Raw genomic sequence first — 24,568 nt, forward strand, 5'->3', positions numbered from 1 at the left:
ATAAAAGGAATGATTGCCAAGCAGAAGAAAAAACCACACAAGACTGTGTGGCATTTTGTGCTATCAATTGATTCAACTTAATGAGTTACTTCAGCTTCCTGGTATATCCGAAATGCCGGAACAATCGTATCCGTAACAATTTCTTTTCCTTTTTCGCGAATAAAGTCCAATTTATAATAGGCATCAAATCTTTGACTGATTTCTGTTTTCACTAGTTCGGGCGGAGTGACGACGATGAATTGGAACTTCAGCTTTTCAGCAACGGAGAAGATCGGATCAAGGACATGTGCCGACGCAGCTTGTCCGAATGGATTATCACAGACTAAAGGAACCCAGCTTTGATCGGTCTCGTTTTTAACGGATAATAACATCATCATCATGACCATTCGTGCTGATAGCTTTTGACCTCCACTACCATCGGATTTCGTCCTTGAACCCTGATTAATGGTTTGCCAGGTTGAATAATGCTCTCTTTGCGGTTTCCCGTACATAAAGGCATTATCCGTTCGCATATTATAGACGAGTAGCTCAGGATACCGATTCCGCAAAGATACAAACAATATTTGCTCATCACTTATGAGTTGTTTTATTTCTTGATTTACAGCTTGATTACTACTATCAATCACATCAAATTGTTTCGTAATTTTGTTTATGGCAGCGACAAAATGCTGCTTCAGCAGCGGCTCGATATCTTCAGCCTTTTTAGGCAAAATGTCTTCTTTTAGCTGGACGAGTGGAAAGTTTCCTCGTTCATTTTTCAGCTTCATTTTTGCAATCATGGAACGAATCGCCTCTGAAATGCTCATGACCTTCATGCTGGCACGGCTTGCCCAGAAGTTTTGAGCCTTTTCTGCCCTTTCCTTATCACGTTCTAATTGTTCTAATCCACTTTGAGAAAAACGCTTCATATTTTGAACGATGCTTTGAATATGCGAATAATGCCTCGTATCCATATGATCTAATGTGGTTAACACATCATTTTTAAAACGAATCTCCCAATCTTTTCCTTCAATTGTTAGCTTTAAATTACGCAAGGATTGTTCGATTTTTGCATGTTTCTCCTGTCCATCTTCCTGTATTGCTTGTTGCTCTTCACACCAGGATAAGATACAGGCTTTTCCTTGACTTTTAACTTTTTCTAATTCCGAATCCGTAAATGCTAGAGCTTCCTCCTTAAGGATAACGGATAAGGTTAACAAATCCCCTTCATAACCAGTAATGTTTGCTTCTATTTCTTTTTGGCGCTTTTCCGCCTGCTTTTTTTCTTCTATTGTTTTTTTCGTTTGGTCTTTTATTTCGACTTCCTTTACTTCTAAGTCAAGGTCTTCCCATTCTTCAGGCTGTTTTTCATGCTTTGCTACTTTTTTACCTGATTTATCACGTTGTTCTGTCGCATGCTTTAGGGACGTTTCTGCCACTGTTACAGCTGTTCCTTGTTCCCGTTCTTCTTTTTCTGCTGCTTTCGCATCCTTCTGTGCGGTTTGCAGCATATTTTCTACTATACTAATAGGTTCATCTGGTACCGGAGCTTTATGCCATTCTTTGTTAAGGTTATCTAGTTTTTTCTCTAATTTCTTTTGTTGCTTTTGTTCTGTTTCTTTTCTTGCTTGAATAACCAGTAATTCTCTAGCCTGTTCTTCTTTTGATTTTTGAAGTTGTATTAGCTCTCTGATGCTTCCATTTATCTCTTCTAATAAATGTGGTGATAAACGTGGGACCTCTTCACATTGCTCCGCTTTTTCATCCACAGGAAATGCCGCTGTTTCAATAAAGACGGCGATCTCCTTTATATTTTGTTCGTTTGTCAGCTTCCATTCTAAATAGGTTTGATTCCATTGGTTTTGTAGCTCAACAATTTTTTCATGCTCTTTTCCTATTTCTAATTGTTTATTGACCAAGGCTTCCTTTTGCTTCTCTTTTTCTAGTTTTACCCGTTTATTCATTAGGTGAAGTGATTTTTCTTGATCAAAATCCTCTAAGGTTTCCACATCTCTTGTAAGCTTATCTATTTTTTGAATGGTCTTTTGCCGCTGCTCATTTAGCTGAAGCTGTAATTCTTTCTCTTTTTCCTGTTTTGTCGTGACATCTTGTAATTCAATTTTCTTAGAAAGAAGAGCGTTCTGTTCTTGAGTTAAAGATTTCTCGAGATCAATACAAAGCTCACTTGAGATGAACCGATCAATTTCTTTTAAAATTAGGCGTAAGGACGTTTCGGTTTTTTCGATTTCAATAAGTGTATCTTTCTTTTCTTCTATTTGTTTAGCAATCTTTATTTTCCAGTCGATAAATAGATTTTTGTCACTTAATAGCTCTTTCTCTGTTCCGTTAATGATCACAAAGGATGGCGATTGATTATTGCTGTTCATTTCCTCACGCATGAAAATCGGAACAGGACTTTTAAACATTCTTCCCGAAAGAATCTGCTGATTAATTTTTTGCCATTGTTGGCCGCTAACGACCACCCCATATGGAAGAAGTGGGTTTGCCATAAGGTGGTTCGCCATTTCCTCTGCACGTAAGGATTGGAGAAATTGGGTTCCATAAAACACATCAATGCCCGTCTTTTCATCGATCCATTCCTTTAATTCCTTCACATCTTTATTAGGAATCCAGAAGTGCTCATCATTTAAGGAATGATCTAGTTGTATTTCCCAAAGATCTTTTTTAATTTGTTCACCTTGTTCCCTATTATTTACTAGGACCTCTTCAATCTGTATGGCATATTTCGAAAGAAGCGCGTGTGTGAACGGTGCAGTAACATCATCTAATAGACCATGGAGCCTATCTAATAGTTTTGATTCTTTTGGCCTTTGCTCCTCAATTGCAACTTTTAACTCTCCGCATTTTTCTTCTGAAAACTGAATCGATTGACTGAGCGTACCATGTAAAGTGGCAAGTTGATTTTGCCGTCCACTAGATTCTTTCTCTTTTGCTTGCAGCTCTTCTAACAAAGCCTTTTTGTCATCTATTTGTTTAGAAAGAAACTGGGTAAAGCCCTTTAAGTCATAGGTTATGCGGTCTCCAAACTCTTTGATGAGCGCTTCTTCCTTAGACTCAAATGTATGGATTTGTGTATATAAAAAATCAATTTCACTATTAAGCTGAGCAATCTCTTTTGTCTTTTGTTTATCCTGTTGCGTAAGTTCGTTTCCTTTTTTCTTTAAAAACTTTTGATAACCCAAATACTGCTTTACAGCTTCTTGTAGGGATCGATAAGAATGCTCCCATTGCATTTTAGTTTCTTTTTTGATCTCATCCATTCTTTGATTCACTTGCTCTAAGCCGCTATTTTGTTCTAATGTCGCGATCTGCTGAGCAAGAGTGCGAATACTTTGTTCGTTTTCACTCCACTCTTTCAATAAGGCATGAAAGACTAACAGCTCTTTTCTTTCCTGTTTCTCCTGAACGATTGCTTGAAAGGAAGTATGCTTATTCCTTTCTTCTCCTAATTTCTTCGCCCAATTTAGTACCTCTCTATGAGCTTTGGCGTAGTCTAGGTTGTCTTTTTGAAAGCGTAAATCCGCTTGTGTCATCGTTAATCTTTCAATGCCTTTTTCTAAAGTAAGCAGCGTTTCCACTTCCGCTTGCTTCAAATGCTCCAAAGCCCCAAGCAGTTGTCTTCCTACCTTAATACTGCCATTCACAATTTCTTTATGCGCAGCACCTTTTGCTAGATTTTCTTCAAAAGGGACGATGTCTTCTAAAAATTCCTTATGTGCTTGCTCTCTTTTTAAGAGAACCGGCAAATCCTTCGCGATACTTGCCTGACTCTTGAAAATCTCCACAAGATCGTCCTTTTGATGTTCCGTCCGGTGTAAGACTTGGCTAATTGTAGGAATGATTCGTTTTTGGAACAGAGAATGATCATCCTCAGATCCCTCAAAGTATTTCCCAACGCCGCCTTCATCCTTGTTTATGTCCTTCATGATATCCCAATCTTTACGGTTGATTCCATAAGTATCGAGAATGCGATAATGCTTTTTCGTATCTCGGTAAACGTCGTATCCGTTCCATTTTAAATAGTCCTTCAAGCTTTCGGTTTCAGCAACCTCATCATTTTCATAGAGTGGGATGTGCTCAAGCGATACCTCGTCTTTCCCTTCAAATTCTCTTGTATAAAAGGTTATATTAGGGAGGATCTTCGCTTCTTGTTCTAACGTCTTACTTTCATTTCCACTTTCTTCGTTTATCGAAATCCGCTGTTCGGCTGAGAACATGCCTCCCGTAACCAGATGCCGGCTGTCAGAACCGTCCAATTCCCATTGAATAAGAACATGAAAGGTATACGGAATAAATTGCTCTTTATTATTAAAAAAGAACTGCTGATAATAACGATTGTTTTGTTTTCCCCATGAGGTACCAGGCTTAAGGATTTGGAAAATGGTTTGCAAGAATACCCCTTTCCCTCCGCCATTCATCATTGCAACGAGACCATTTGTTGATGTCTCTTCATTATGGAAGTTAAAAGTGGTGTCTTTATATTGCTTTTGCATGCCATCATACTTTAAGCCGACAATTCTAATTCGATGGATTTTCGGCATGCTGCTCCTCCTCTTTAGCCATTAATTTTTTTAGTAATTCATAACGGTCGTAATCGTGATATAGATATTCAATACGCTCAAAAAGCTCTTGTTTGGGAATCACCTTAGCTATATCATCCCGATCAAGAATGACGATCAGCCCCTCCGTCTCGAGTAAGCGCATAGCACTGGCGATTAAACCAATTCTGGTTCGTCTATTGCCTTTTTTAACACCATAATCATCTGTGTCGACCTCCATGTATTTCCATGTTGTCACAACATCCTTCATATCGATTCGTTCTTCTTCTCCGAAGGTAGGTTTTGCTTTAAGAATACTATCCCAATTCATTATGAGGTCGTTGACTTGCCTCTCTAATGAGTAGTAGCTGATTCCTTCCCGCTTCATTCGGATTTTGGCAGCCTGGTTCCGGTCAATCGCTGCTAAGAAAGACATAATCACGACGCTAATAAGATGAAAGTGTTTTTTCGTTTCGACTTGCTTATGCTTCTCTTTCAAATGTGTAAAATTCGTAGCAAAGACGGAGCCGGTGGGCTGGACAACTAAGTGGATCCGCTTAGGCGATTCGATGATATATGTACCCGACTCGTCCGCTAATAATAGAACGGTCTGTCTTACTTCCGGATCAAAATACGATTGGAAGTGCTCGCTATTTTCGTCAATTACTTTATCTTTTAATAGAGTAAAATAGACAGCAGAAGCTTTTTTGATTGATTCTGCATTCATCATTTATCCCTCCTGGACACATATTTTAAACGGGGTAATTTTCATTTGATACCATTGGAATGGCTCTGCTCGATGATCAAACATGGTATAGATTTTTGAACCTTCAAACACTTGAAATTGAGGGTTTTCCTTCATTAATTTATAAAGAAGAATTTCCCTCTCATCACTTATGGTTTCTTCTTTTCGATGCAGCACTTGAACCTTCAGCGGCTTTTTATCAAACATCATCCATAAATCAATCGTTTCATATTCTTCAAACCATAGATCCTGCACGTCCAATGGCAGTGTTGATAAATCAGCTAACGAAAACTCTCCGTATGTTTGTAAATGTTGAAAAACATAACTCCATGCCTTTATAACAGACGCCCAGTCCGTTACTCGCATACGAGTAACGCTTACTTCTGCCTCCTCTTCGATTACAACATCCGTTAGTTGTTTTTCATCAAATTCTTGTTCTCCCCAAATCCATTCAAGCGGCAAGATAAATTCATTTTTCGGTGAAAATAAGGGAGAAAGGGCTGTTTCTATTTCCTTGAAACTTTGAACGCCTTCCTTCAGTAACATATTTTCATAAATATGTTCTCGAAAGGATACCAGACTGGTTTCCCAAAACAAGGAAGGATTTTCTGCCTTTAATTTCATCTCATAGGAGATATTTTGAATGACTAGTTTGGCAAAACGATCATGCAACTGCCTTGTATGACCAATTTTTTCTTGGAGAAGAATCAATTCTTTCTGAATGAAATCATCCTCTTCATTTCTACGTCTCGTCTTTTCTATCATCCTAGTAATAGTCCGGAAGTGATTTTTTTCTTCGTCAAATTGCTTTTCAATTTCAACACGATTGTCGGCCCTTTGCCATTCTTGTTCAATCAATAAGATTTTGGGATTATTAATCATTTCCTTTTGGAAAGTGAATTCTTTTGCCATTAAGCGGTTTACACGTGAAATGAGGTGATCGAGGTTACGAGTAGCTTTTCTAAAATTACCGTTTTTAATCAGCTGAATACTATAGAGTTGCTCTATCGTTATGGAGAATTCCTCTGCCATTTCCCTACTCATAAAAATCATTTCTTGAGAAACATCTGTGAGTTTATAAACAATGGATCCGCCTAGCTCTAAATTCGTATAGATTTCATCCATCGTGACATATCGAAAGGTTTGCGTTTCCCAGGATTGTCTTAATTCATCGTAATATAAGGCCTCAAACGGTTTACTATACTCTTCTTTTCCCTGATATAAAAGCCCACTGGTAATCCGTTCAATTTGTTTATCGTCTGCTAAAAGCTTCATCTGCTTAATGGAATCCTCTACTATATACTTAATATCTGATTTCCGCCGATGATCATCATCATTCAATTCTCGATAAAAGATGGTAAGGAGCACTTGCATGAGAATCGTTTGGATATGAGGCTTCAACTCTCCTACTTCCATTCCCCTGCCAAGCTCGAACAGTGGATTTAATCGTTGCAAACGCTTGCCGAAACCTTCCCATGATTCGTTCACATCCATCTCCTCCATGTTTCTATGTTTAAGACTTCTTGTGGAACCCGCTTATTTTCCTTCCATAAATGCATTAGTCGTTCTTGTTCCTCTTCTGTAAACCATTGAAAAAATTGATCACGGTATTTGAGGTTTTGGGTTTGACCGATTTTCTGGTCATTCCTTTTTTCTATACATTCAAGCATTTTGCGATAAATTTTCAAGGCAGGCTGAATACAGCAATCAGGGTATTTTTCTATAAGCCGAATGAGGATTCCGTATCCTGCGGCATCAAGATCTCCTACGTAGTAGAAAAGATAGGATGATTTGGGAAACATTCGAAAGAAAAAGGCAAAGCTCCGTTCAATTTTGGTCCCTTCACCATAAATGATTAGTTCCGGTTCATAATCGAGTTTATTCTCTTCCAATAATTTAATCGAAGTATGAAAGAAAGATAGATTTTCGACGATTAGTACCCTCTGAATATCTTTCATTTCTTTCCCTTGTTTCATCCAAAATACGAAAGGTTCCCCATAATTCACCATTTTAAGTTGGTCTTCCGATATTCCAATTCTGGCTAAAAAGCCTTTTCCATCAGGAAAGCTATCACTATCAATTAAGAATTTTTCATGACCAAAAAGCTCTAGGCTTCTTTCTTCTAATGACACGATTTCCCGTTCCGAACTGAACTTTAGAAAAGTATATAAATTCTGGATTCGCTTCCATTCGTCATTCGTTTGCCATTCGAGATGCCGTTCATAGTAGGAAAAATCAAACCGATCAATTAATTTCATCATCTCCAGGCGATCCCATTTGTCTGCTTGAACTTTTACATTTACCCAGCAATATAAGGGAAGTGCTGGTGTTTTACCATTGTATTGATTATTTTGAATAGGGATAAGGATTTCTTCAGCTTGCAAAGTTTTAATTGCACGATAAAACAACGAATAACCGTCCATTTCAAAATAATCATCCATTAGCTTGCGCAACTGAATTTCTAAATCGTTAATATTTATTTTCTTTTTCTGTTTAGGGTGTTGAATATCTCCAATAAAACCTCTCACCCTTGTTTCAATCACATCGATTGTACTCACCTACTTTAAAGCTTCCTAGTGTCATGCATTGACCACTAATACTATTTTTAGATACCTTCTATTATAAACTAGTTGCATTTTTGTTGGTAAATGAATTTTTCTTAAAAGATTAGCAGATTGCAATTAACCAATACACTGGACACAGGAACCTCCCCGAATTTTCTTGTTTAACTGTACTATTTCACAACGCTCACACCAATTTCATAAATCTGCTTAGGAAAAACCGGAAACAAAAAAACCGCATAAGTGAAAAAATTCACCGTGCGGTAAGTAATGATTATTGCTATCGGAACTACTTCTTGAGAATCGAACCTGCCAGACCACACACGGTGGTCTCTAATAATTGCTTATACCACATTCGTTGCGAAAACAGCGTATTTTAAAAGTCAAACTCATCGTCATGGCGATGGCGGCGGTATTTTGCTGCATGACAGGAATCACAAATCGGAAAAGCATGATCCCAAGGCAATTTTCTTCCGCAATTCTTACACTTTTTCACAAATTTCTTGATATCGGTTTTTAACCGTTCCTGTACCTGGTCACTGACCTCTTCACGCAGACGTTCCCAATATACCGCTTCCGTCTTCTCACCTAAACGGTACAAAAACAATAGGTGGAGACCAACTGCTTTATAGGAAAGTTCAAGCTCCTCAAGGCTGCGGTCTTTAACAATTGGCTCAGGAAGTTCTCTACCGTCGATAATCGCATACATGGTTTGTTCCCATTGCTTTGTCAGCACCGGTTCATTTTTAGAAAAAGGTAAGTGCAGAAATCCGTAAAGATCCATCAACGGAAGTCTTGCTTCAATATCGGTCCCGGCAATCAACTGATAAAGTGACCGCTCCTCTGATAATGATGCCTTCTTCGTTCCCTTTGGGCTTTCAAATTTTCCCCATAGCTCAAAGAAAGTCCCGAGATCGCGATAATAGCGCTGGAATCGTTCAAACACCGAATTGGTCGGTGCAATCGCAAAGGTATGAACCGGTTCATCCTCCTGCATTAACAGTCGGCGCATCGTTTTAATATCATTTGTGAACGCAACCTTCCCCACATCATAAATCCCTTTTCTTCCGGCCCGTCCGGCAATTTGCTTCACTTCCTGTGAAGTAAGCAGCCTTCTTCTAGTTCCATCAAATTTTTCATTTTCCAAAAAGACAATTCTTCGGATGGGCAGGTTTAATCCCATTCCAATCGCATCTGTAGCAATAATTACTTTTGTTTTTCCATCATTAAATTGCTGAATTTGCTTTTTCCTTGTTTCCGGCGGCATGCTGCCGTAGATCATGCTGACTTTATGTCCGTCATTTTGCAGCCTTGATGCTGTTTCGAGCACACGTCGTCTTGAAAAACAAATGAGCGCATCCCCTTTTTTAATATGCTTGATATGAAATTCCCTTGATTCCACTTCAAGCGGGGTGTCACGGCTGTACTCATGAATTTCAATATCCGAATCACCTAATAGCTCAAGCAGCATCGTTTTTGAATTTCGGCTCCCAATGATATGCACTTCTTGGGCATTCGCTTTCGTAATCGCCTTATACCAAGAAAATCCCCGGTCCTTATCGGTAATCATTTGTGCCTCATCAATGACCACCACATCATAGAATTCTTTTTCATGGAACATTTCAACCGTACAGGAAATATGATTGGCCCCAGGAACGATTTTTTCCTCCTCACCCGTTTTTAAGGAACAGGGTGTTCCTTCGGCATTTAATTTATCATAAACTTCAAGGGCCAAAAGGCGTAGCGGCGCTAAATAGATACCGCTGTCGGCTGCCTTCATCCGCTCAAGGGCATGGTGCGTTTTCCCCGTATTGGTTTCTCCAATATGAAGAATATAACGAATTTGTCTGCCCATTGATGGATTGTATTCCTGGCCGAAAATATCCTCCATCATCCGGGCCTCTTCTTCCCTTTTTCGTTGTAATTCCGCTTCCTCTTCTGCTTTTTTTCGTTCTCGTTCCGCAAAATCTTTTTCAAAAATTTCTCGGTGAACCTCTAAATCAAATGGAAGATCGACAAGTTTTAAGAGATCCGAAACATATTCATCCTGGATATCCTGTGTAAAATATTCCTCTACCTCATATATAAGATTTTCAATACAATTTTTCACGAAAGAGATGGTCAGTTCTTCGTTAAAGATAGCTTGAAATTGTTGATGGATTTTTTCCGGAAGTTGTTCAAATACCTTTTGCGGCAAAAGTTCAGAAACATAGTCGGAAATTAAGCCTTCATATACGAAAAAATAGGTTTCGTATTCGTAAAAGCTTCTGCCCCAATGAAGCGTTTTATGGATGTCACCGGTTAGTTCTTCAAAAAACGTTGCTAACGTAGTATAGGCATTCGGATCAAAATTCCCTTGGTTGACTAGTTTTTCTTCAAGAGCAAAGGTGTCAACGGATTGGAATTTAGGATTGTTTTCGAAATCTGCTTCCAATTGAACTGCAACAAATCTTCGGATATAGAGGTAGAAATTTTGATAATTCTCCTCAATAAACTCTGCCGCAAAAGAGTCAATTTCATTTTGCAGCAGCTGTTTTTCAGCCTGCCGTTTGCTCTCTTCTTCCCGTTTTAAAAAGTCGGCCTTTGCTTGATGGTACCGCTTTTCCCATTTATCTTCTTCACCCTGAAAAGTGTCCTGCAGCCATTCCAAGGCTTCAAACGGTTGATATGTCCGCATTTCATCTCGAAACAGTTTGTTGATTAATTTCCGGTCGATGCCTTCCACCACAAATCCTTTTTCCTTTAAAAATGCCTTTTTTTCATTCCTTGGAACATCATTGGTCGATTTATTCAGCCAAACATTAATCCAAATTTGTTCAGTATACTCGCTTCGATCGGTGAGGTATTGTTCAAAGGTTGGGATCGTTTCTTTCGATACCAAATAATGATCAATGTCTTCAAATAGCTTTTTTTTCGTATGTTCGACCGCTTGAGGATAAATGACAGTTAATTTACTCATTTCGCTAGTCTCCTCTTAAAAATTTGCATCTTTTCTGATTTCTTTTTTTCTTATTTTTATGTATAATGGGATCATAGAGATCGTATAGTAAAAAAGACCGAGCATGACAAAGAACTACTCGGTCAATGCAATAGACGGTTCCCCATTGGGAGTCGGCATATTGGAAGAGATAATCCACCGTTTATGCTTGTCGGCTCAAGGGTGGATTATTTTTTTTTGTTAAATGACAGCACGGTGACGATGAGACCTGCAAATGAAATTGCCAGCGTCAAAGCTTCATAAACTGTCAAACGGCATCACCCCCTTTCGATAGGAGTGATCCGACCACCCTTGAGAGATCCTATTCTATTGCATTTCTAATTATAGCATAAATTTCCACATCGAACAAGCGTTCCCTTAAATATTATGTTGGGTACAATATTGGTCCACTAAATCCTCGATTTGATCTAGCTCCGGAAATTTTCCTGAAAACTGAAATTTAATTTCTTCGATGAAATGTTCGCGATTATATACATGGATGGCTCCATTTTGTGCGATAACGCTATATTCCGGTACAAAACGGTAACCGCTTCTTTCAATAGCCCCCATCATCATGCTCCTTTTTCCTTGTTTTGGTTAGTATTTGCAGATTTTTGGGGAATCATCCTTGTTTGTGAATACTTCGAGCAATGCCCCCCAATCACATAAACAAAAGAACGGCCCTCTAAAAAAGGAGCCGCCCCAAAACCAACAAACCTTATGCTGTTGTATAAACCTCTTCTTTATTTTCATGACGAATCGTCGCTTGTGCTGCTGCCAGACGAGCTAGCGGCACACGGTATGGTGAACAGCTGACATAATCCAAGCCGGTTTTATAGCAGAAATCAATCGAGCTCTTTTCACCGCCATGCTCCCCGCAAATACCAGTTTTTAAAGTAGGCTTCGTTTCACGGCCAAGCTTCACGCCCATCTCAACCAACTTCCCTACGCCATCCTGATCAAGCACAGCAAACGGATTATCCGGAAGCACCTTATGCTCAATATATGCCTGCAAGAACTTTCCTTCCGCATCATCACGGCTATAACCGAAAGTCGTTTGTGTTAGATCATTCGTACCAAACGAGAAGAAGTCAGCTTCCTCCGCAATCTGATCCGCCGTTAACGCAGCACGCGGGATTTCAATCATCGTCCCAACTGTGTAATCAAACTGTTTACCCGTTTCCTCTTGAATACGAACTCCGGCATCAACCACCAATTGACGCATTTCCTTCAGTTCATTCACATGACCGACAAGAGGAATCATGATTTCAGGCTTAACTTCCATTCCCTTGTCAGCTAGCTTTGCCGCAGCATAGAAAATCGCTTTGGCCTGCATATCGTAAATTTCTGGAAAGATCATTCCCAAACGGCAGCCGCGGTGGCCGAGCATTGGGTTGAACTCATCCAATTGGCGAACCTTTTTAAGCAATAATTCTTTTTCCTTTAATTCTGCAGAACCCGGATTTAAAATTTGCAGCTTTGTTACTTCGACTAACAGCTCCTCTTTATCCGGTAAGAATTCATGTAATGGCGGGTCTAGCAAACGAATCGTAACCGGATGCCCTTGCATCGCTTCAAAGATTCCTTCAAAATCGCCCTGCTGCATTGGCAATAACTCATCAAGAGCTTCCATCCGCTCAGCATAGTTCTCCGCTAAAATCATTTTTTGGACAATTGGAATTCGCTTTAAATCCATAAACATATGCTCAGTACGGCACAAACCAATTCCACCTGCACCGAAATCAAACGCTTTTTGAGCGTCCTCCGGATTATCCGCATTGGCACGAACACCAATTTTGCGCTCTTGGTCCGCCCATGCTAACAATAATTGGAACTCATCTGATAATTCAGGATCGATCATTGGGATTTCACCAAGCATGATTTCACCTGTTGACCCGTCAATCGTAATCGTTTCACGGTATTTCACAACCGTTTCTCCAACTGTAAATTGCTTCGCTTTCAAATCAATTTTCAATGGCTCACAGCCGCAAATACAAGCTTTTCCCATCCCTCTTGCAACAACAGCAGCATGGCTTGTCATGCCGCCGCGGCTTGTTAAAATCGCCTGTGAAGCAACAATGCCGTGGATGTCATCCGGCGTCGTTTCCGGACGGACCAGAATGACCTTTTTACCCTCATTGCCTAGTTGTTCTGCTTCATCTGCGTCAAAGACAACCTGGCCAGTTGCCGCACCTGGTGAAGCCGGTAAGCCTTTCGCTAACAATGTACGCTGATATTTATCATCAATGCGGCGGTGTAGCAATTGATTTAGTTGATCTGGGTCCACTCGAAGCAACGCAGTCTTTTTATCAATAATACCTTCTGCCACCATTTCAACAGCAATGCGGATCGCTGCCTGTGCGGTCCGTTTTCCATTACGAGTTTGCAAGATAAATAGTTTTCCACGCTCAACAGTGAATTCAATATCCTGCATTTCCTGATAATGCTGTTCCAAGCGTTTGCACGTTTCTGTGAATTGCTGGTAAACTTCCGGCATTTCATCCCTTAGTGTCGCTATTGGCTGCGGTGTACGAATTCCGGCTACAACATCTTCGCCTTGTGCATTAATCAGGTATTCACCGTATAGAACATGCTCACCTGTCGAAGGATTTCGTGTGAACGCGACCCCTGTACCTGAGTCATTTCCCATATTACCGAACACCATGCTTTGAATATTTACAGCCGTTCCTAAGTGATCCGGGATTTTGTTTAAGCGGCGGTATACAATCGCACGCTGATTGTTCCAAGAATCGAACACGGCATTAATGGCTAAGAATAGCTGCTCTTTTGGATCCTGCGGAAACTCTTTTCTTGTATGCTTTTTGACGATTGATTTATAACCGACAATCACTTCCTGCCAATCTTCTGCACTCATTTCAGGATCAGAACTATAGCCTTTATGCTCACGAACTTCTTCTAAAAATTGTTCGAAAAAATACGTATCGATATCTAACACAACATTGCTGAACATTTGGATAAAACGGCGGTAGGAATCATATGCAAAGCGAGGATTGTTTGTTAACTTTGCCATTCCCACAACGGTTTCATCATTCATCCCAAGGTTTAAAACCGTATCCATCATTCCCGGCATCGAAAAAACAGACCCGGAACGTACAGAAACTAACAATGGATTTTGTGCGTCACCCAATTTTTTACCCATTTTTTCTTCCAATCGGCTAAGAGCTTCTAAGCTTTGAGCCTCTACTAAAGCAGGAATTTTTTTGCCAGAATCATAGTATGCGTTACATGCCTGTGTAGAAATCGTAAATCCATAAGGTACAGGAAGGCCAATCCGCGTCATTTCCGCTAGGTTTGCGCCCTTACCTCCAAGCAATTCTTTCTTATCGCCATTTCCCTCATGAAAAAGGTATACGTATTTTTCCATTGATTAAAAGCTCCTCTCTTTTTTTAAAATATCTAAAATGAGACCGGCTGTTTCCTCAATTGCTTTATTGGAAACATTAATAATCGGGCAGCCAACACGTTTCATAATTTTTTCTGCATGTTCTAGTTCGTCCAATATTCGTTCAAAGCTCGCGTAGCTTGCCTTCGAACCAAGTCCTAGTGCTTTTAAGCGTTCTTTCCGGATTTCATTTAATTTATCCGGAGAAATGATTAAGCCAATACAATTTCGGCGCGGTATTTCGAATAATTCATCCGGCGGCGGAACTTCTGGAACCAATGGAACATTCGCTACTTTAAAGCGTTTATGAGCTAAATACATGGAAAGTGGTGTCTTGGATGTTCTTGATACGCCTATTAACACGATATCTGCCTTAGTAATTCCCCTTGGGTCACGTCCATCATCATATTTAACCGCAAACTCGATGGCCTCAATTTTCCGGAAATACTCCTCGTCCAGCTTTCTCATCATGCCAGGCTGGTGATGCGGGGTTTTATTAAATCTTGTTGTAAAGGCATTCATTAAAGGATTTAATAAGTCAACTGCATAAATCCCCTCTTCTGCAGACCGCTGATCCAAATAATCCTTTAAGGTTGGAACAACGATGGTATAAGCGATAATCGAATGGCCCTCTTTTGCCAATGAAATAACATCTTCAATATCTTCAAAATCCTCCACATAGGAATTGCGGCGGATTTCCACATGGCCCCCATTAAATTGAGTAGCCACGGCTTTTACCACAAGCTCAGCCGTTTCCCCAACTGAGTCTGATACAACATAGACCACTTCTTTTTGATCCAAAATTCCTGCCACTCTCCTCAACCAAGTTTTTGATCCATTATTTCAAGGTATGCACGTGTAATCGTTGTCTTGGTAATCCGACCTACAAGTAAATATGTATGGTCATCCACTTCCTTCACAACGGGTAGGGAATCAATATGATTATTAATCATCTTTTTTGCTGCTTCGAGCAAGGTTTCTTCTGGGCGAATGGTAACGATGTTCGGCATCCGTGTCATGATGACACTAACAGGGAGCTCATTGAGGTTTTGATTACCGATCGCAGTTCGAAGCAAATCCTTCCGGGAAATGACCCCTGCTAGGTTTCCTTCCTCATCAACTGCATAAAGTGTGCCGACATCCTCTAAAAAAAGTTGAACAATTGCGTCATAAACTGAGGTGGATTTTTCTACAACAATTGGGTGGGCTTTAAAATCACTTACTTTTTGATGTAAAAACTTTTCTGCATGCTGTTTAACTTCTAATTCCTGATTATAAAAATATCCAACCCTGGGTCTTGCATCCAAATTGCCGGACATTGTTAAAATAGCCAGGTCAGGTCTTAGAGCCGCCCTTGTTAACGATAGTTTTTCGGCAATTTCCTTCCCGGTGATCGGCCCGCTTGCTTTTACAATTTGTAAGATTTCATCCTGCCGCTTTGTTAGTTTAATAACTTCCGCCCTCCTCTCAAAAAATAGGTCCTAATCTGACGGAGTTTTTTAAATGTGTTATACTTATTTACATATAGTATATTACATTTAGCCAAAATGCGAAACATTTATTTATACTATTTTCGACAATTTTCAAAACTATTAAAAGTTTCCCTCTAAAAAGGCTCCCTCAAGGAGGTGAGCCTCATTTTTGACAAACAGGACAATAAAAGGATTTCCTTGATGCAATGGTTGTTTTTTTAATCGGTGTTTGGCAGCGAAAGCAAGGCTGATTTTCACGATCATACACCTTGCAAAGCTGGTTATAGCTCCCTGTCTTTGTATCTCCAATAAAAAATGGATTTTCTAAATATCCCCCATGATTAAGGGCATCGGTTAGTACATTTTTCATCGAATCAAACAAATGGCTTTTCTTTTCATCCCGTATCTCTTGGATTTCCCTAGTTGGCAATATTCCGGAATGATAGCAGATTTCATCTGAATAGCAATTCCCAATCCCAGCAATAAATCCTTGGTCAAGCAGCTTCGCCTTAATTTTCCCACGCTTATGATCCATTAATTTCAAAAACGCTTCTAAAGTAAAGCTGCTTTCCAGTGGTTCCGGGCCTAAATCAGATAACTCTTGCTGCACGGCTTTTTCACTATATAAATGTAAGTAGCCAAGCCGTAAGCCGATGAAATATAAATGCTGATTCCCAAAGGATAAGCGAATTTGAATTGTCCGTTTCGGTTTTTCTTCCTCTGTCCCGTAAAACATCCAGCCGCCAAGCATTAAATGCAATAACAGGACTTGTCCATTTTGAAAATGGAAAAGCAAATGCTTGGCTCTCCTGTCAACGGTCGTAACCTTCTGGTGAAGAACGCTGTTTATAAAAAGCTCCGGTTTTACATTAATTGATTTTTCACGGTTAATTTGCACATCTGTAATGACGTGGTCAGCAATCCGTTGATTTAATAATCTTCGGTAATTCTCCATTTCGGGAAGTTCAGGCATTTTGATTCCCTCCAATATTTTTCCTTTACTGAATATCTTTTCCTAAACTCCTAAAAAAATGAACGCAAAAAAACCGGACATTGAATTGGTCCGGTTTTCTCCATTTTATACATGTTCTTCTTCAAATGAACATTCTTTAAGCGGGATTACTTTCGTTTTATGGACAATTTTATATCCAAGCCAAACAATTAAAAAGATTGGCAATCCAATATAGGATACGGCTGCACCGTACCAATCAATTTTATCGGCCGTAAATGCTTGATAGTTTTGGCCAAGAATAATCACGACACACATTGCTAATGCAAGCAGCGGACCTAACGGGAACCACTTTGCTTTGTATTTAAGTTGATTCAAGTCTCTTCCCTGTGCATTATAGGCTTTTCTAAATCGGTAGTGGCTTATGGCAATACCTAACCAAGCAATAAAACCGGTTAATCCTGAAGCATTTAATAACCAAGTATACACTTGATCCCCAAAGATAGAAGTTAAAAACGCTAATGCTCCAACAATGGTCGTTAAAACAAGGGCATTCATTGGAATACCACGCTTGTTTACATTTTGCAAAAATTTAGGTGCCTGTCCATCCTTTGCCATCGACCAAAGCATCCGTGTCGCTGCATATAATCCTGAAGATCCACACGATAAAACGGACGTTAATATAACAGCATTCATGACAGAAGCAGTAAAGGCAATCCCTGCTTTTTCAAATACGAGGGTAAACGGACTCACCGCAATGCTATCAACGTCTCCGCCTAATAGCTGAGGGCTTGTAAATGGAATGACGAGACCAATAACGGCAATGGCGCCAATATAGAATAATAAAATACGCCAAAATACTTGTCGGATAGCTTTTGGTACGTTTTTACCAGGATTTTCACTTTCCCCAGCAGCAATCCCGACTAGTTCCGTTCCTTGGAACGAGAACCCGGCGATGAAGAAGATACTTAATATTGACATAAATCCGCCGTGTACAGGAGCATCTCCAATTGTAAAGTTCTTAAAGCCGAGAGATTCACCGCCAAAAATACCGAAAATCGTCAAAATCCCTACTCCAATAAAAACAATAATGGTAATAACTTTAATTAGTGCGAACCAATATTCTGACTCCCCGTAGCTTTTAACGGATAAAGCATTTAATAAAAACATAAGTCCTAAAAACAGTACGCTCCACACGATGCTTGGAACATCCGGAAGCCAAAATTTCATAATAATAGCCGATGCCGCAATTTCAACCGCCACAGTTACTGCCCAGTTAAACCAATAATTCCACCCTAATGCAAATCCAAGTGCTGGATCTACAAACCGGCCGGCATAGGTTGCGAAGGATCCGGATACCGGCATATGGGTAGCCATTTCCCCCAGGCTTGTCATTAAAAAATAGACCATAATTCCAATTAATCCATATGCCAGCAGCGCACCACCTGGTCCAGCCGTATGGATGGAGGCTCCCGTAGCTAAAAAGAGACCTGTTCCGATTGATCCGCCAATCGCAATCATCGTCATATGACGCGCCTTTAAATTACGTTTAATGGTGATTTCTCCACTATTATGAATTTCCTCTTTTACCTCTTCAACAACTGCCATCCACTTCCCGCCTTTACTATTGAAATATAAGATTAATATTTTTCACCTTTTCTCCCATTATTTTCCCCTCTTGATCCCTTCCCTTCTATTTTTTTAAATTGTTTTGGTTATAAAAAAAACCAGACAAGACATCTATCTTCAATAAAGAGGTTCGACTTACGAATATTCCTTACGAAGTGCCCAATGTCTGTCTGATTTTAATTACGATTATGTGTATAGGGACAACTCTTTTTAACTTTATGTAATCGCTTACTTAATTAGCGACAGTTTAACGAAATTCCACTGTCCTCATTCATTATTATATGGACTGAAAAATATCATGTCAAGACAACTATTATTAATTTTCAAAAAAATAAATATATTGAAAATACGATTTGACTATACACCATTCAGCAAAATCTTTTTTAGGGTTAAGATCCCCTTTTCCATTTCCTCAAAGCTTGCATAGGAATACGATAAGCGAATCGATGATTGATAGTCATGATAAATATAACCCGGATTAATTAACACGTTTTCATTTACACATTGCTTAAATAGTTTTTGCATATTGATCTTTTTGTTAAAGAGAACCCAAATAAATAATCCTCCTGATGGTTTGGACCAAGAAGCAACATCACTAAAATGTAGAGTAAGTAATTGCAGAAGGTAATCTCTTCTCTCTTTAAGGATGGTTCGAACCTTCTTTAAATGATTTTCATACATCCCTGATACAAGTAGCTCTTTTACTAGTAACTGAGACAAATAACTTGAACCATAATCGGTTTGCATTCTCACATCCCGAAGGCGGTTAATGACCGCTTCAGGTCCCGTCAACCATCCAATGCGAAGACCAGGCGCAATCGTTTTTGAAAAACTGCCAATATATAAAACTTGTCCATTTTTATCTAATACTTTTATTGGAGCTGGGGGCGGCTCATCCATCCATAAATCTCTAAAAATATCATCTTCAATGATCGGAAGTTGATAATGCTGGCATTTTTCTAGCAAGATTTTTCTTTGTTCCAATGACATACTAGTTGTTGTCGGATTGTGAAAGGTAGGGTTGATAAACAGGGCAGAGGCGTTTCTTGTAAAGGTTTGTTGAAATAACTCCTCGATTCTTACTCCATTCCCATCGACAGGGATTCTTTTGATTATCATCTCTGCCGGAAATAGATTGACGGAATGTAAGTACGAAGGGCTTTCTAGAAACACGGTTGACCCCCTTTTCAATATCCCTACTGTAATTAATTTAAGTGCCTGTAAGGCGCCTGAGACGATTAATATACATTCCGGCTTTATCTTGATGCCGCTTTTTTGGAGATGCCTACTAATCTCTTTTCTTAATCCCAGATCCCCTAACCCATCACCGTACCCAAAATCCTGAATCTGGGTTGAGACTGTCCCCATTGCTTCGGCGATTTCTGCATGTGGAAACAGGTCAGGTCCAAGCTCCCCTTTACTTAGTTGGATTAAATCCTTTCTCGTTTCTAATTCATTAATCAGTTGGACCGTATGTACACTTGAGGGCTGCAGGGACCATTTCGTTAAATCATTCCAGTCTGGGGGAGATATTTCCGAATCAAGGGACCATTGATTGTGAATGACATATATACCGCTGCCTGCTTTTCCCTCCAATAAACCCTCAGACTTGACGATTTCGATTGCGGTTATGACTGTACTTCTGTTGACACCAAATTTTTCCGCTATTTCTCGTTGGGTTGGGATCTTACTCCCAATCACCCATTCGCCCTGTTCAATTTTCTCCCGCATCCAGTGAACGATTTGCAGGTATCGAGGCTTTTTATTCATAAACATCATTCTTTCATATTTGTTGGTTTTTTTCTTATTCAATTGGTTGGCGATTTTGATTCTTTCCTATTTTATTATAATTTTACAAGAAATTCTATTTTGTATTGTTCTCTAATTGGCGGTTGACGCTCTTCAATATTTGAAAGAAATGAGGGAAAATCATGAATGGTAGACTTTTCGTTGCTTATAGTTTGATCATTGTTGCATGGGGATCGGCTTTTCCTGGAATCAAGGCTGCACTAGAATCGTATAGTCCGGAACATCTTGCCCTGTTCCGGCTATTGATTGGCTCCATTAGCCTCATTATTTTTGCGGTGGTTAAAAAAATGAAACTACCAGATTTAAAGGATATCCCCGTCATCCTTTTACTTGGTTTTCTTGGCTTCATGACCTACCATACTGCTTTAAGTATTGGAGAAGGAACAGTGAGTGCCGGAATGGCTAGTTTGTTCGTATCCACCACACCTATAATCTCAGCTATTTTAGCAGTCGTTTTTTTAAAAGAAAAATTCCATAAAATAGGGTGGATTGGCTCACTAATCGCCTTTTTAGGTGTTGCGATAATTTCGTTCGGATCAGGAATTCCACAAACGGCGTATCTAAAAGGGGTTATCTTTATTTTGATTGCCGCCATGGGGGAGAGCTTTTATTTTATCTTTCAATCAAACTATTTAAAAAAATACGGTTTCATCCCTTTTACGATTTATACGATTTTTGCAGGTACGCTTTTCATGCTGATCTTTTTACCGGGTTTAGGAAATGAAATTGCTGCAGCTTCTTATTCTGCTACTTTTTCAGTTATTTATTTGGGGCTGGTTCCGACTGTTCTTCCATATTTGGCGATGGCCTATGTAACCGAAAATGCCGGTGCATTGGCTGCAACAAGCTCGTTATATTTAACTCCTGTCGCTGCATTTGTGATCTCTTGGATTTTTTTAAATGAAGTGCCTACATGGATTACGCTTGTCGGCGGGGTGATTACTTTAGTTGGGGTAAGTATATCCATCATGAAGATTAAACAGGAAGATGTAACTCTCGGTTGTGAGGCAAATACTCGTGGTTGAGCGCTGAATACTCTCGTTTTCCGATCTAATAACCACAAAAACAGATTTGGTCCGATTTTCCATATTAAGTACATAAAATTTATTACCGATATCCCCCAAAATATGATATACCAATATCATAGATGTTCACAAAATATACATAAATCGGGGGAATTAAAAGACATGACGGTTCTACAAATTTTAAGTTTAATTGGAATCGATATTCTGTTATCGGGTGATAATGCTGTGGTTATCGCATTAGCTGCGAGTAAAGTACCACAGCACATGAGAAATCGAGCCATTTTCGGCGGGACATTAATGGCGATTGTATTAAGGATTCTAGCAGCAACAGTATTAATTCAGTTTCTAGAATTCCCGTTTGTGCAATTAGTGGGCGGTTTAATCTTATTGCGTATCAGCTACAATTTAATCGCACATAAAGAAGAAGACGACCCGAATATCAAACAATCCGACAAAGTTCTAGGAGCAATCAAAACGATTGCGATTGCCGATTTCGCCATGTCTATTGATAATGTGATTGCGTTATCAAGCGTTGCGGAAGGCATTCTACCGATTGCAATTGGAATTCTCATCTCCATCCCAATCATTATTTTTGGTAGCAAATTACTAATGAATTTAATGGAGAAATTCCCCATCATCGTGTATGCTGGTGCAGGACTATTAACCTTTGCTGCTGGTAAAATGATGGTTGAAGATAAAGGATTAGAAAAGTTCCACATCTTAGTTCCAGAATCCTTTCACATAGTTATTCCAATTGCTATGGCTATCATTTTGGTGGTAGCAGTATTTGTAAAGAACAACATGACAAAAGAAGAAAAAGCTGCAGCATAATGAGGAAAAGCACCGATTAATCGGTGCTTTTTCTACTTATTCATACTTAATTCTTAAGTAATCTTACGAGGACATCTCCTCGTAAGCATCAAATAGTACACACCTACCACTACACCGTAAAAATACATATGGTGTGGACCTTTTAGAAAAGGCGCTTGTATGTAAAAATGTTAGCAAGGGGGTGAATGCAGTGTTTAACGATTTTAAGTTAACGGAAGGCCGTCCTGTATATATTCAACTGAAGGAATATTTAAAAAGAATGATCACCAATGGGCATATACTTGAGCACCAAAAGCTTCCATCCACCCGTGAACTTAGCACATTATTATCCATCAGCCGAAACACCGTTCTAACGGCATATGCGGATTTGGAACAAGAAGGCATGATCTATGCGGTAAAAGGAAAAGGAAACTTTGTAAGTCACGTTGAGACCTTCAAATCCCCATCCAACCAGTTGAATTGGATTGAAAAAATCAATGAGCAATCCTATTTGGCAGAAGAAATGGACCTCATGAAGCATGGAGTCCGCTGGAATAAGGAAATGATTTCATTTACTAGTATCGCACCTGATGAAAAGCTGTTTGATGTAGAAAATTTTAAAAGAGCTTTTTTAAATCGGATGTCCATTGAGGGTGACATTGTTCTGAACTATGGATATGCAAAGGGCTATAAACCACTGATCGAATACTTGCTTCACTACATGGAAATTAAAGGGGTAGACATTCGAAATAAGGATATTTTAATTACCAATGGCTTCACGGAAGCTTTGGATCTCCTTCTATCCTCTTTAAATAAAAAGAACGGCCGTGTTATTTGTGAAAATCCAACCCATCATTCCGCCCTTAAGCTCTTTCGATTGCATGGCTTTGAAATCGATGGAATTGAAATGGAGGATGACGGTGTCAATATTAGGAAATTAGAAACATCCTTATCAAAAAAGGAATATGATTTTGTCTACTTGATTCCGTCTTATCATAATCCAACTGGAATCGTAACGTCCTCTGAAAAAAGGAAGGAAATCATGGAACTATTTTCCGCCTATCAGCTTCCAATCGTTGAGGATGGATTTAATGAAGAATTACGTTACTCAGGGTCACATCTGGCACCGTTGGCTGCTTTCGCGGGACGCGGCAATCATGTCATTTATATTAGTAGCTTTTCTAAAATTCTTTTTCCTGGCCTACGGGTTGGGTGGATTTTAGCAGACAAAGAGTTGATTTATTACTTGGAAAGTATGAAAAGAGCTCGAACAATTCATACGTCTACATTGGACCAAGCGGTGTTATATCAATATTTGAATGATGGCTACTTTGAGAAGTATATAAAAAAAGCTAAATCCGTCTATAAGAAAAAGTATGAATTAGCTGTTCATTATTGTAAGCAACTTATTCCTTTTAAACGGTTAACGGGTGACGGTGGACTCCACCTTTTTATAGAACTTGAAAACAATATCGATGCACGGAAACTTTTAGAAAAATGTTACCAAAACGGAGTTGTTTTTTCTCCGGGCGATGTTTTTTACACAGACAGTAGTGGAAAGCATACGTTACGTTTAGGATTTTCCAGGCTGAAAGAGAGCGAGATTATTGAGGGAATTAAAATCATCGGTGACACGATAAAAAATCATTATGGGGGATAAAAAAATGAGAGTTGGCGTTATTATGGGAGGGGTTTCTTCCGAGAAACAAGTTTCGCTCATGACAGGTGAAGAAATGATGGTGCAATTAGATAAAAATAAATATGAAATTCTACCGATCCAACTAGATCACAAAGAAGATTTAGTGGAAAAGGCGAGAAATCTTGATGTTGCGCTACTAGCGCTGCATGGCAAGTACGGTGAGGATGGCACCATTCAAGGGACCCTTGAAACCCTTGGAGTTCCTTATACAGGGAGCAACGTCTTGTCCAGCAGCTTGTGCATGGATAAGAATATCTCGAAAAAAATCATCCGGTATGAAGGAGTGCAAACACCGGATTGGATTCACCTAACGAGCATGGATGAACTTAATATGGATGAACTAGGCAAGATGGGATACCCAGTAGTGGTGAAACCGAATTCAGGCGGTTCAAGTGTTGGCGTAAAAATTGTTTATGACAAAGACTCGGTAACGTCTGCGATTGCTGAGGTATTCAAATGTGATACCGAAGTGGTGATTGAAAAATGTATAAACGGTGAGGAAATCACTTGTTCGATATTGGACGGACAGCTTTTACCAGTCATTTCCATTCGTCATAAGGGAGAGTTTTTTGATTATTCCTCCAAATATGATGATGTGGCTACCATTGAAGAAGTGGTCGAGCTCTCGCCTGAAACACAAAACCTTGTCGCAATTGCAGCAATGACTTGCTATAAAGCATTAAAATGTAGTGTTTATGCCCGAATCGACATGATGATTCAAAACGGGATCCCTTATGTTTTGGAAGTGAATTCGTTACCTGGGATGACAAAAAATAGCCTGTTGCCAAAAAGCGCACAAGCAGCGGGGATCCCTTATCATAAGCTGCTAGACATGATCATTGAAAATTCACTTAAAGTAAGAGAAATGGAAGGTTTTAAAAAGAGATTATAAACACTAACTAGAAATTCCATTGGAAGGATAAAAAACCCTTCGTTTGAATAGAAACGAAG

Annotated in this window: 17 protein-coding genes; 4 read left to right on the forward strand and 13 right to left on the reverse strand. The window is 39.4% G+C overall.

Annotation, left to right across the window (positions count from 1 at the left end; genetic code table 11):
• Positions 1 to 77: 77 nt before the first annotated feature.
• The 13 genes from M028_RS0127195 to M028_RS0127255 form a co-directional block, all read right to left on the reverse strand.
• Entirely contained in the window at positions 78 to 4,541 is a 4,464-nt protein-coding gene (locus M028_RS0127195) for a hypothetical protein (protein WP_026576665.1), read from the reverse strand.
• Positions 4,519 to 5,268 (reverse strand): DUF6063 family protein, encoded by a 750-nt coding sequence (locus M028_RS0127200; RefSeq protein WP_231510905.1) that lies wholly within the window; start codon positions 5,266 to 5,268, stop codon positions 4,519 to 4,521. The genes M028_RS0127195 and M028_RS0127200 overlap by 23 nt, the downstream gene beginning before the upstream one ends.
• Complete coding sequence (locus M028_RS0127205) at positions 5,269 to 6,777, reverse strand: hypothetical protein (RefSeq protein ID WP_231510906.1); 1,509 nt, start codon at positions 6,775 to 6,777, stop codon at positions 5,269 to 5,271.
• Positions 6,768 to 7,841: a Wadjet anti-phage system protein JetD domain-containing protein gene (locus tag M028_RS0127210; protein WP_026576668.1), complete on the reverse strand. Its 1,074-nt coding sequence runs from the start codon at positions 7,839 to 7,841 to the stop codon at positions 6,768 to 6,770. The genes M028_RS0127205 and M028_RS0127210 overlap by 10 nt, the downstream gene beginning before the upstream one ends.
• Positions 7,842 to 8,220: 379 nt before the next feature.
• On the reverse strand, positions 8,221 to 10,803 hold the full coding sequence (locus tag M028_RS0127215) for a DEAD/DEAH box helicase (RefSeq protein WP_026576669.1): 2,583 nt from the start codon (positions 10,801 to 10,803) through the stop codon (positions 8,221 to 8,223).
• Between the two features lie 206 nt (positions 10,804 to 11,009).
• The gene (locus M028_RS34125; protein ID WP_372512772.1) at positions 11,010 to 11,093 is read right to left on the reverse strand and encodes a putative holin-like toxin; all 84 of its coding nucleotides are present in this window, start codon (positions 11,091 to 11,093) and stop codon (positions 11,010 to 11,012) included.
• Between the two features lie 106 nt (positions 11,094 to 11,199).
• Positions 11,200 to 11,391, reverse strand: coding sequence for a YbxH family protein (locus M028_RS0127225; protein ID WP_026576670.1), 192 nt, complete (start codon positions 11,389 to 11,391; stop codon positions 11,200 to 11,202).
• Positions 11,392 to 11,539: 148 nt separating this feature from the next.
• Positions 11,540 to 14,206: a pyruvate, phosphate dikinase gene (gene ppdK / locus M028_RS0127230; RefSeq protein WP_026576671.1), complete on the reverse strand. Its 2,667-nt coding sequence runs from the start codon at positions 14,204 to 14,206 to the stop codon at positions 11,540 to 11,542.
• A gap of 3 nt (positions 14,207 to 14,209) precedes the next feature.
• The gene (locus M028_RS0127235) at positions 14,210 to 15,025 is read right to left on the reverse strand and encodes a pyruvate, water dikinase regulatory protein (protein WP_026576672.1); all 816 of its coding nucleotides are present in this window, start codon (positions 15,023 to 15,025) and stop codon (positions 14,210 to 14,212) included.
• Between the two features lie 17 nt (positions 15,026 to 15,042).
• A complete protein-coding gene (locus M028_RS0127240) occupies positions 15,043 to 15,675 on the reverse strand; it encodes a helix-turn-helix transcriptional regulator (RefSeq protein ID WP_026576673.1) in 633 nt (210 codons plus the stop codon).
• 184 nt (positions 15,676 to 15,859) lie between these two features.
• Positions 15,860 to 16,669 carry a bifunctional DNA-formamidopyrimidine glycosylase/DNA-(apurinic or apyrimidinic site) lyase gene (mutM, locus tag M028_RS0127245; RefSeq protein WP_026576674.1) on the reverse strand — a complete coding sequence of 270 codons (810 nt, stop codon included), beginning with the start codon at positions 16,667 to 16,669 and terminating at the stop codon, positions 15,860 to 15,862.
• A 105-nt stretch (positions 16,670 to 16,774) separates the two neighbouring features.
• Entirely contained in the window at positions 16,775 to 18,253 is a 1,479-nt protein-coding gene (locus tag M028_RS0127250) for an amino acid permease (RefSeq protein WP_051591279.1), read from the reverse strand.
• A 378-nt stretch (positions 18,254 to 18,631) separates the two neighbouring features.
• The gene (locus M028_RS0127255; RefSeq protein WP_231510907.1) at positions 18,632 to 20,044 is read right to left on the reverse strand and encodes an aminotransferase-like domain-containing protein; all 1,413 of its coding nucleotides are present in this window, start codon (positions 20,042 to 20,044) and stop codon (positions 18,632 to 18,634) included.
• A 161-nt stretch (positions 20,045 to 20,205) separates the two neighbouring features.
• Between M028_RS0127255 and M028_RS31185 the strand changes: the two genes are divergently transcribed.
• The 4 genes from M028_RS31185 (at position 20,206) to M028_RS0127275 (ending at position 24,509) form a co-directional block, all read left to right on the forward strand.
• Positions 20,206 to 21,108, forward strand: coding sequence for a DMT family transporter (locus M028_RS31185; protein WP_051591281.1), 903 nt, complete (start codon positions 20,206 to 20,208; stop codon positions 21,106 to 21,108).
• A 162-nt stretch (positions 21,109 to 21,270) separates the two neighbouring features.
• On the forward strand, positions 21,271 to 21,939 hold the full coding sequence (locus M028_RS0127265) for a YjbE family putative metal transport protein (protein WP_026576677.1): 669 nt from the start codon (positions 21,271 to 21,273) through the stop codon (positions 21,937 to 21,939).
• Positions 21,940 to 22,129: 190 nt separating this feature from the next.
• Complete coding sequence (gene pdxR, locus M028_RS0127270; RefSeq protein ID WP_026576678.1) at positions 22,130 to 23,578, forward strand: MocR-like pyridoxine biosynthesis transcription factor PdxR; 1,449 nt, start codon at positions 22,130 to 22,132, stop codon at positions 23,576 to 23,578.
• Between the two features lie 4 nt (positions 23,579 to 23,582).
• Positions 23,583 to 24,509 carry a D-alanine--D-alanine ligase gene (locus M028_RS0127275; RefSeq protein ID WP_026576679.1) on the forward strand — a complete coding sequence of 309 codons (927 nt, stop codon included), beginning with the start codon at positions 23,583 to 23,585 and terminating at the stop codon, positions 24,507 to 24,509.
• The last annotated feature ends 59 nt before the right edge of the window (positions 24,510 to 24,568 follow it).

The organism is Bacillus sp. UNC438CL73TsuS30 (assembly GCF_000482325.1).
In the GTDB taxonomy this organism is placed as follows: domain Bacteria; phylum Bacillota; class Bacilli; order Bacillales; family Cytobacillaceae; genus Neobacillus.

Bases quoted from the DNA above. Each gene is read 5' to 3' on its own strand.
- M028_RS0127275 (WP_026576679.1), top strand. From the start codon at position 23,583: ATGAGAGTTGGCGTTATTATGGGAGGGGTTTCTTCCGAGAAACAAGTT.
- M028_RS0127255 (WP_231510907.1), bottom strand. From the start codon at position 20,044: ATGAATAAAAAGCCTCGATACCTGCAAATCGTTCACTGGATGCGGGAG.
- M028_RS0127205 (WP_231510906.1), bottom strand. From the start codon at position 6,777: ATGGATGTGAACGAATCATGGGAAGGTTTCGGCAAGCGTTTGCAACGA.
- M028_RS0127200 (WP_231510905.1), bottom strand. From the start codon at position 5,268: ATGATGAATGCAGAATCAATCAAAAAAGCTTCTGCTGTCTATTTTACT.
- M028_RS0127265 (WP_026576677.1), top strand. From the start codon at position 21,271: ATGACGGTTCTACAAATTTTAAGTTTAATTGGAATCGATATTCTGTTA.
- M028_RS0127215 (WP_026576669.1), bottom strand. From the start codon at position 10,803: ATGAGTAAATTAACTGTCATTTATCCTCAAGCGGTCGAACATACGAAA.
- M028_RS0127250 (WP_051591279.1), bottom strand. From the start codon at position 18,253: ATGGCAGTTGTTGAAGAGGTAAAAGAGGAAATTCATAATAGTGGAGAA.
- mutM (WP_026576674.1), bottom strand. From the start codon at position 16,669: ATGCCTGAACTTCCCGAAATGGAGAATTACCGAAGATTATTAAATCAA.
- M028_RS31185 (WP_051591281.1), top strand. From the start codon at position 20,206: ATGAATGGTAGACTTTTCGTTGCTTATAGTTTGATCATTGTTGCATGG.
- M028_RS0127195 (WP_026576665.1), bottom strand. From the start codon at position 4,541: ATGCCGAAAATCCATCGAATTAGAATTGTCGGCTTAAAGTATGATGGC.
- ppdK (WP_026576671.1), bottom strand. From the start codon at position 14,206: ATGGAAAAATACGTATACCTTTTTCATGAGGGAAATGGCGATAAGAAA.
- M028_RS0127225 (WP_026576670.1), bottom strand. From the start codon at position 11,391: ATGGGGGCTATTGAAAGAAGCGGTTACCGTTTTGTACCGGAATATAGC.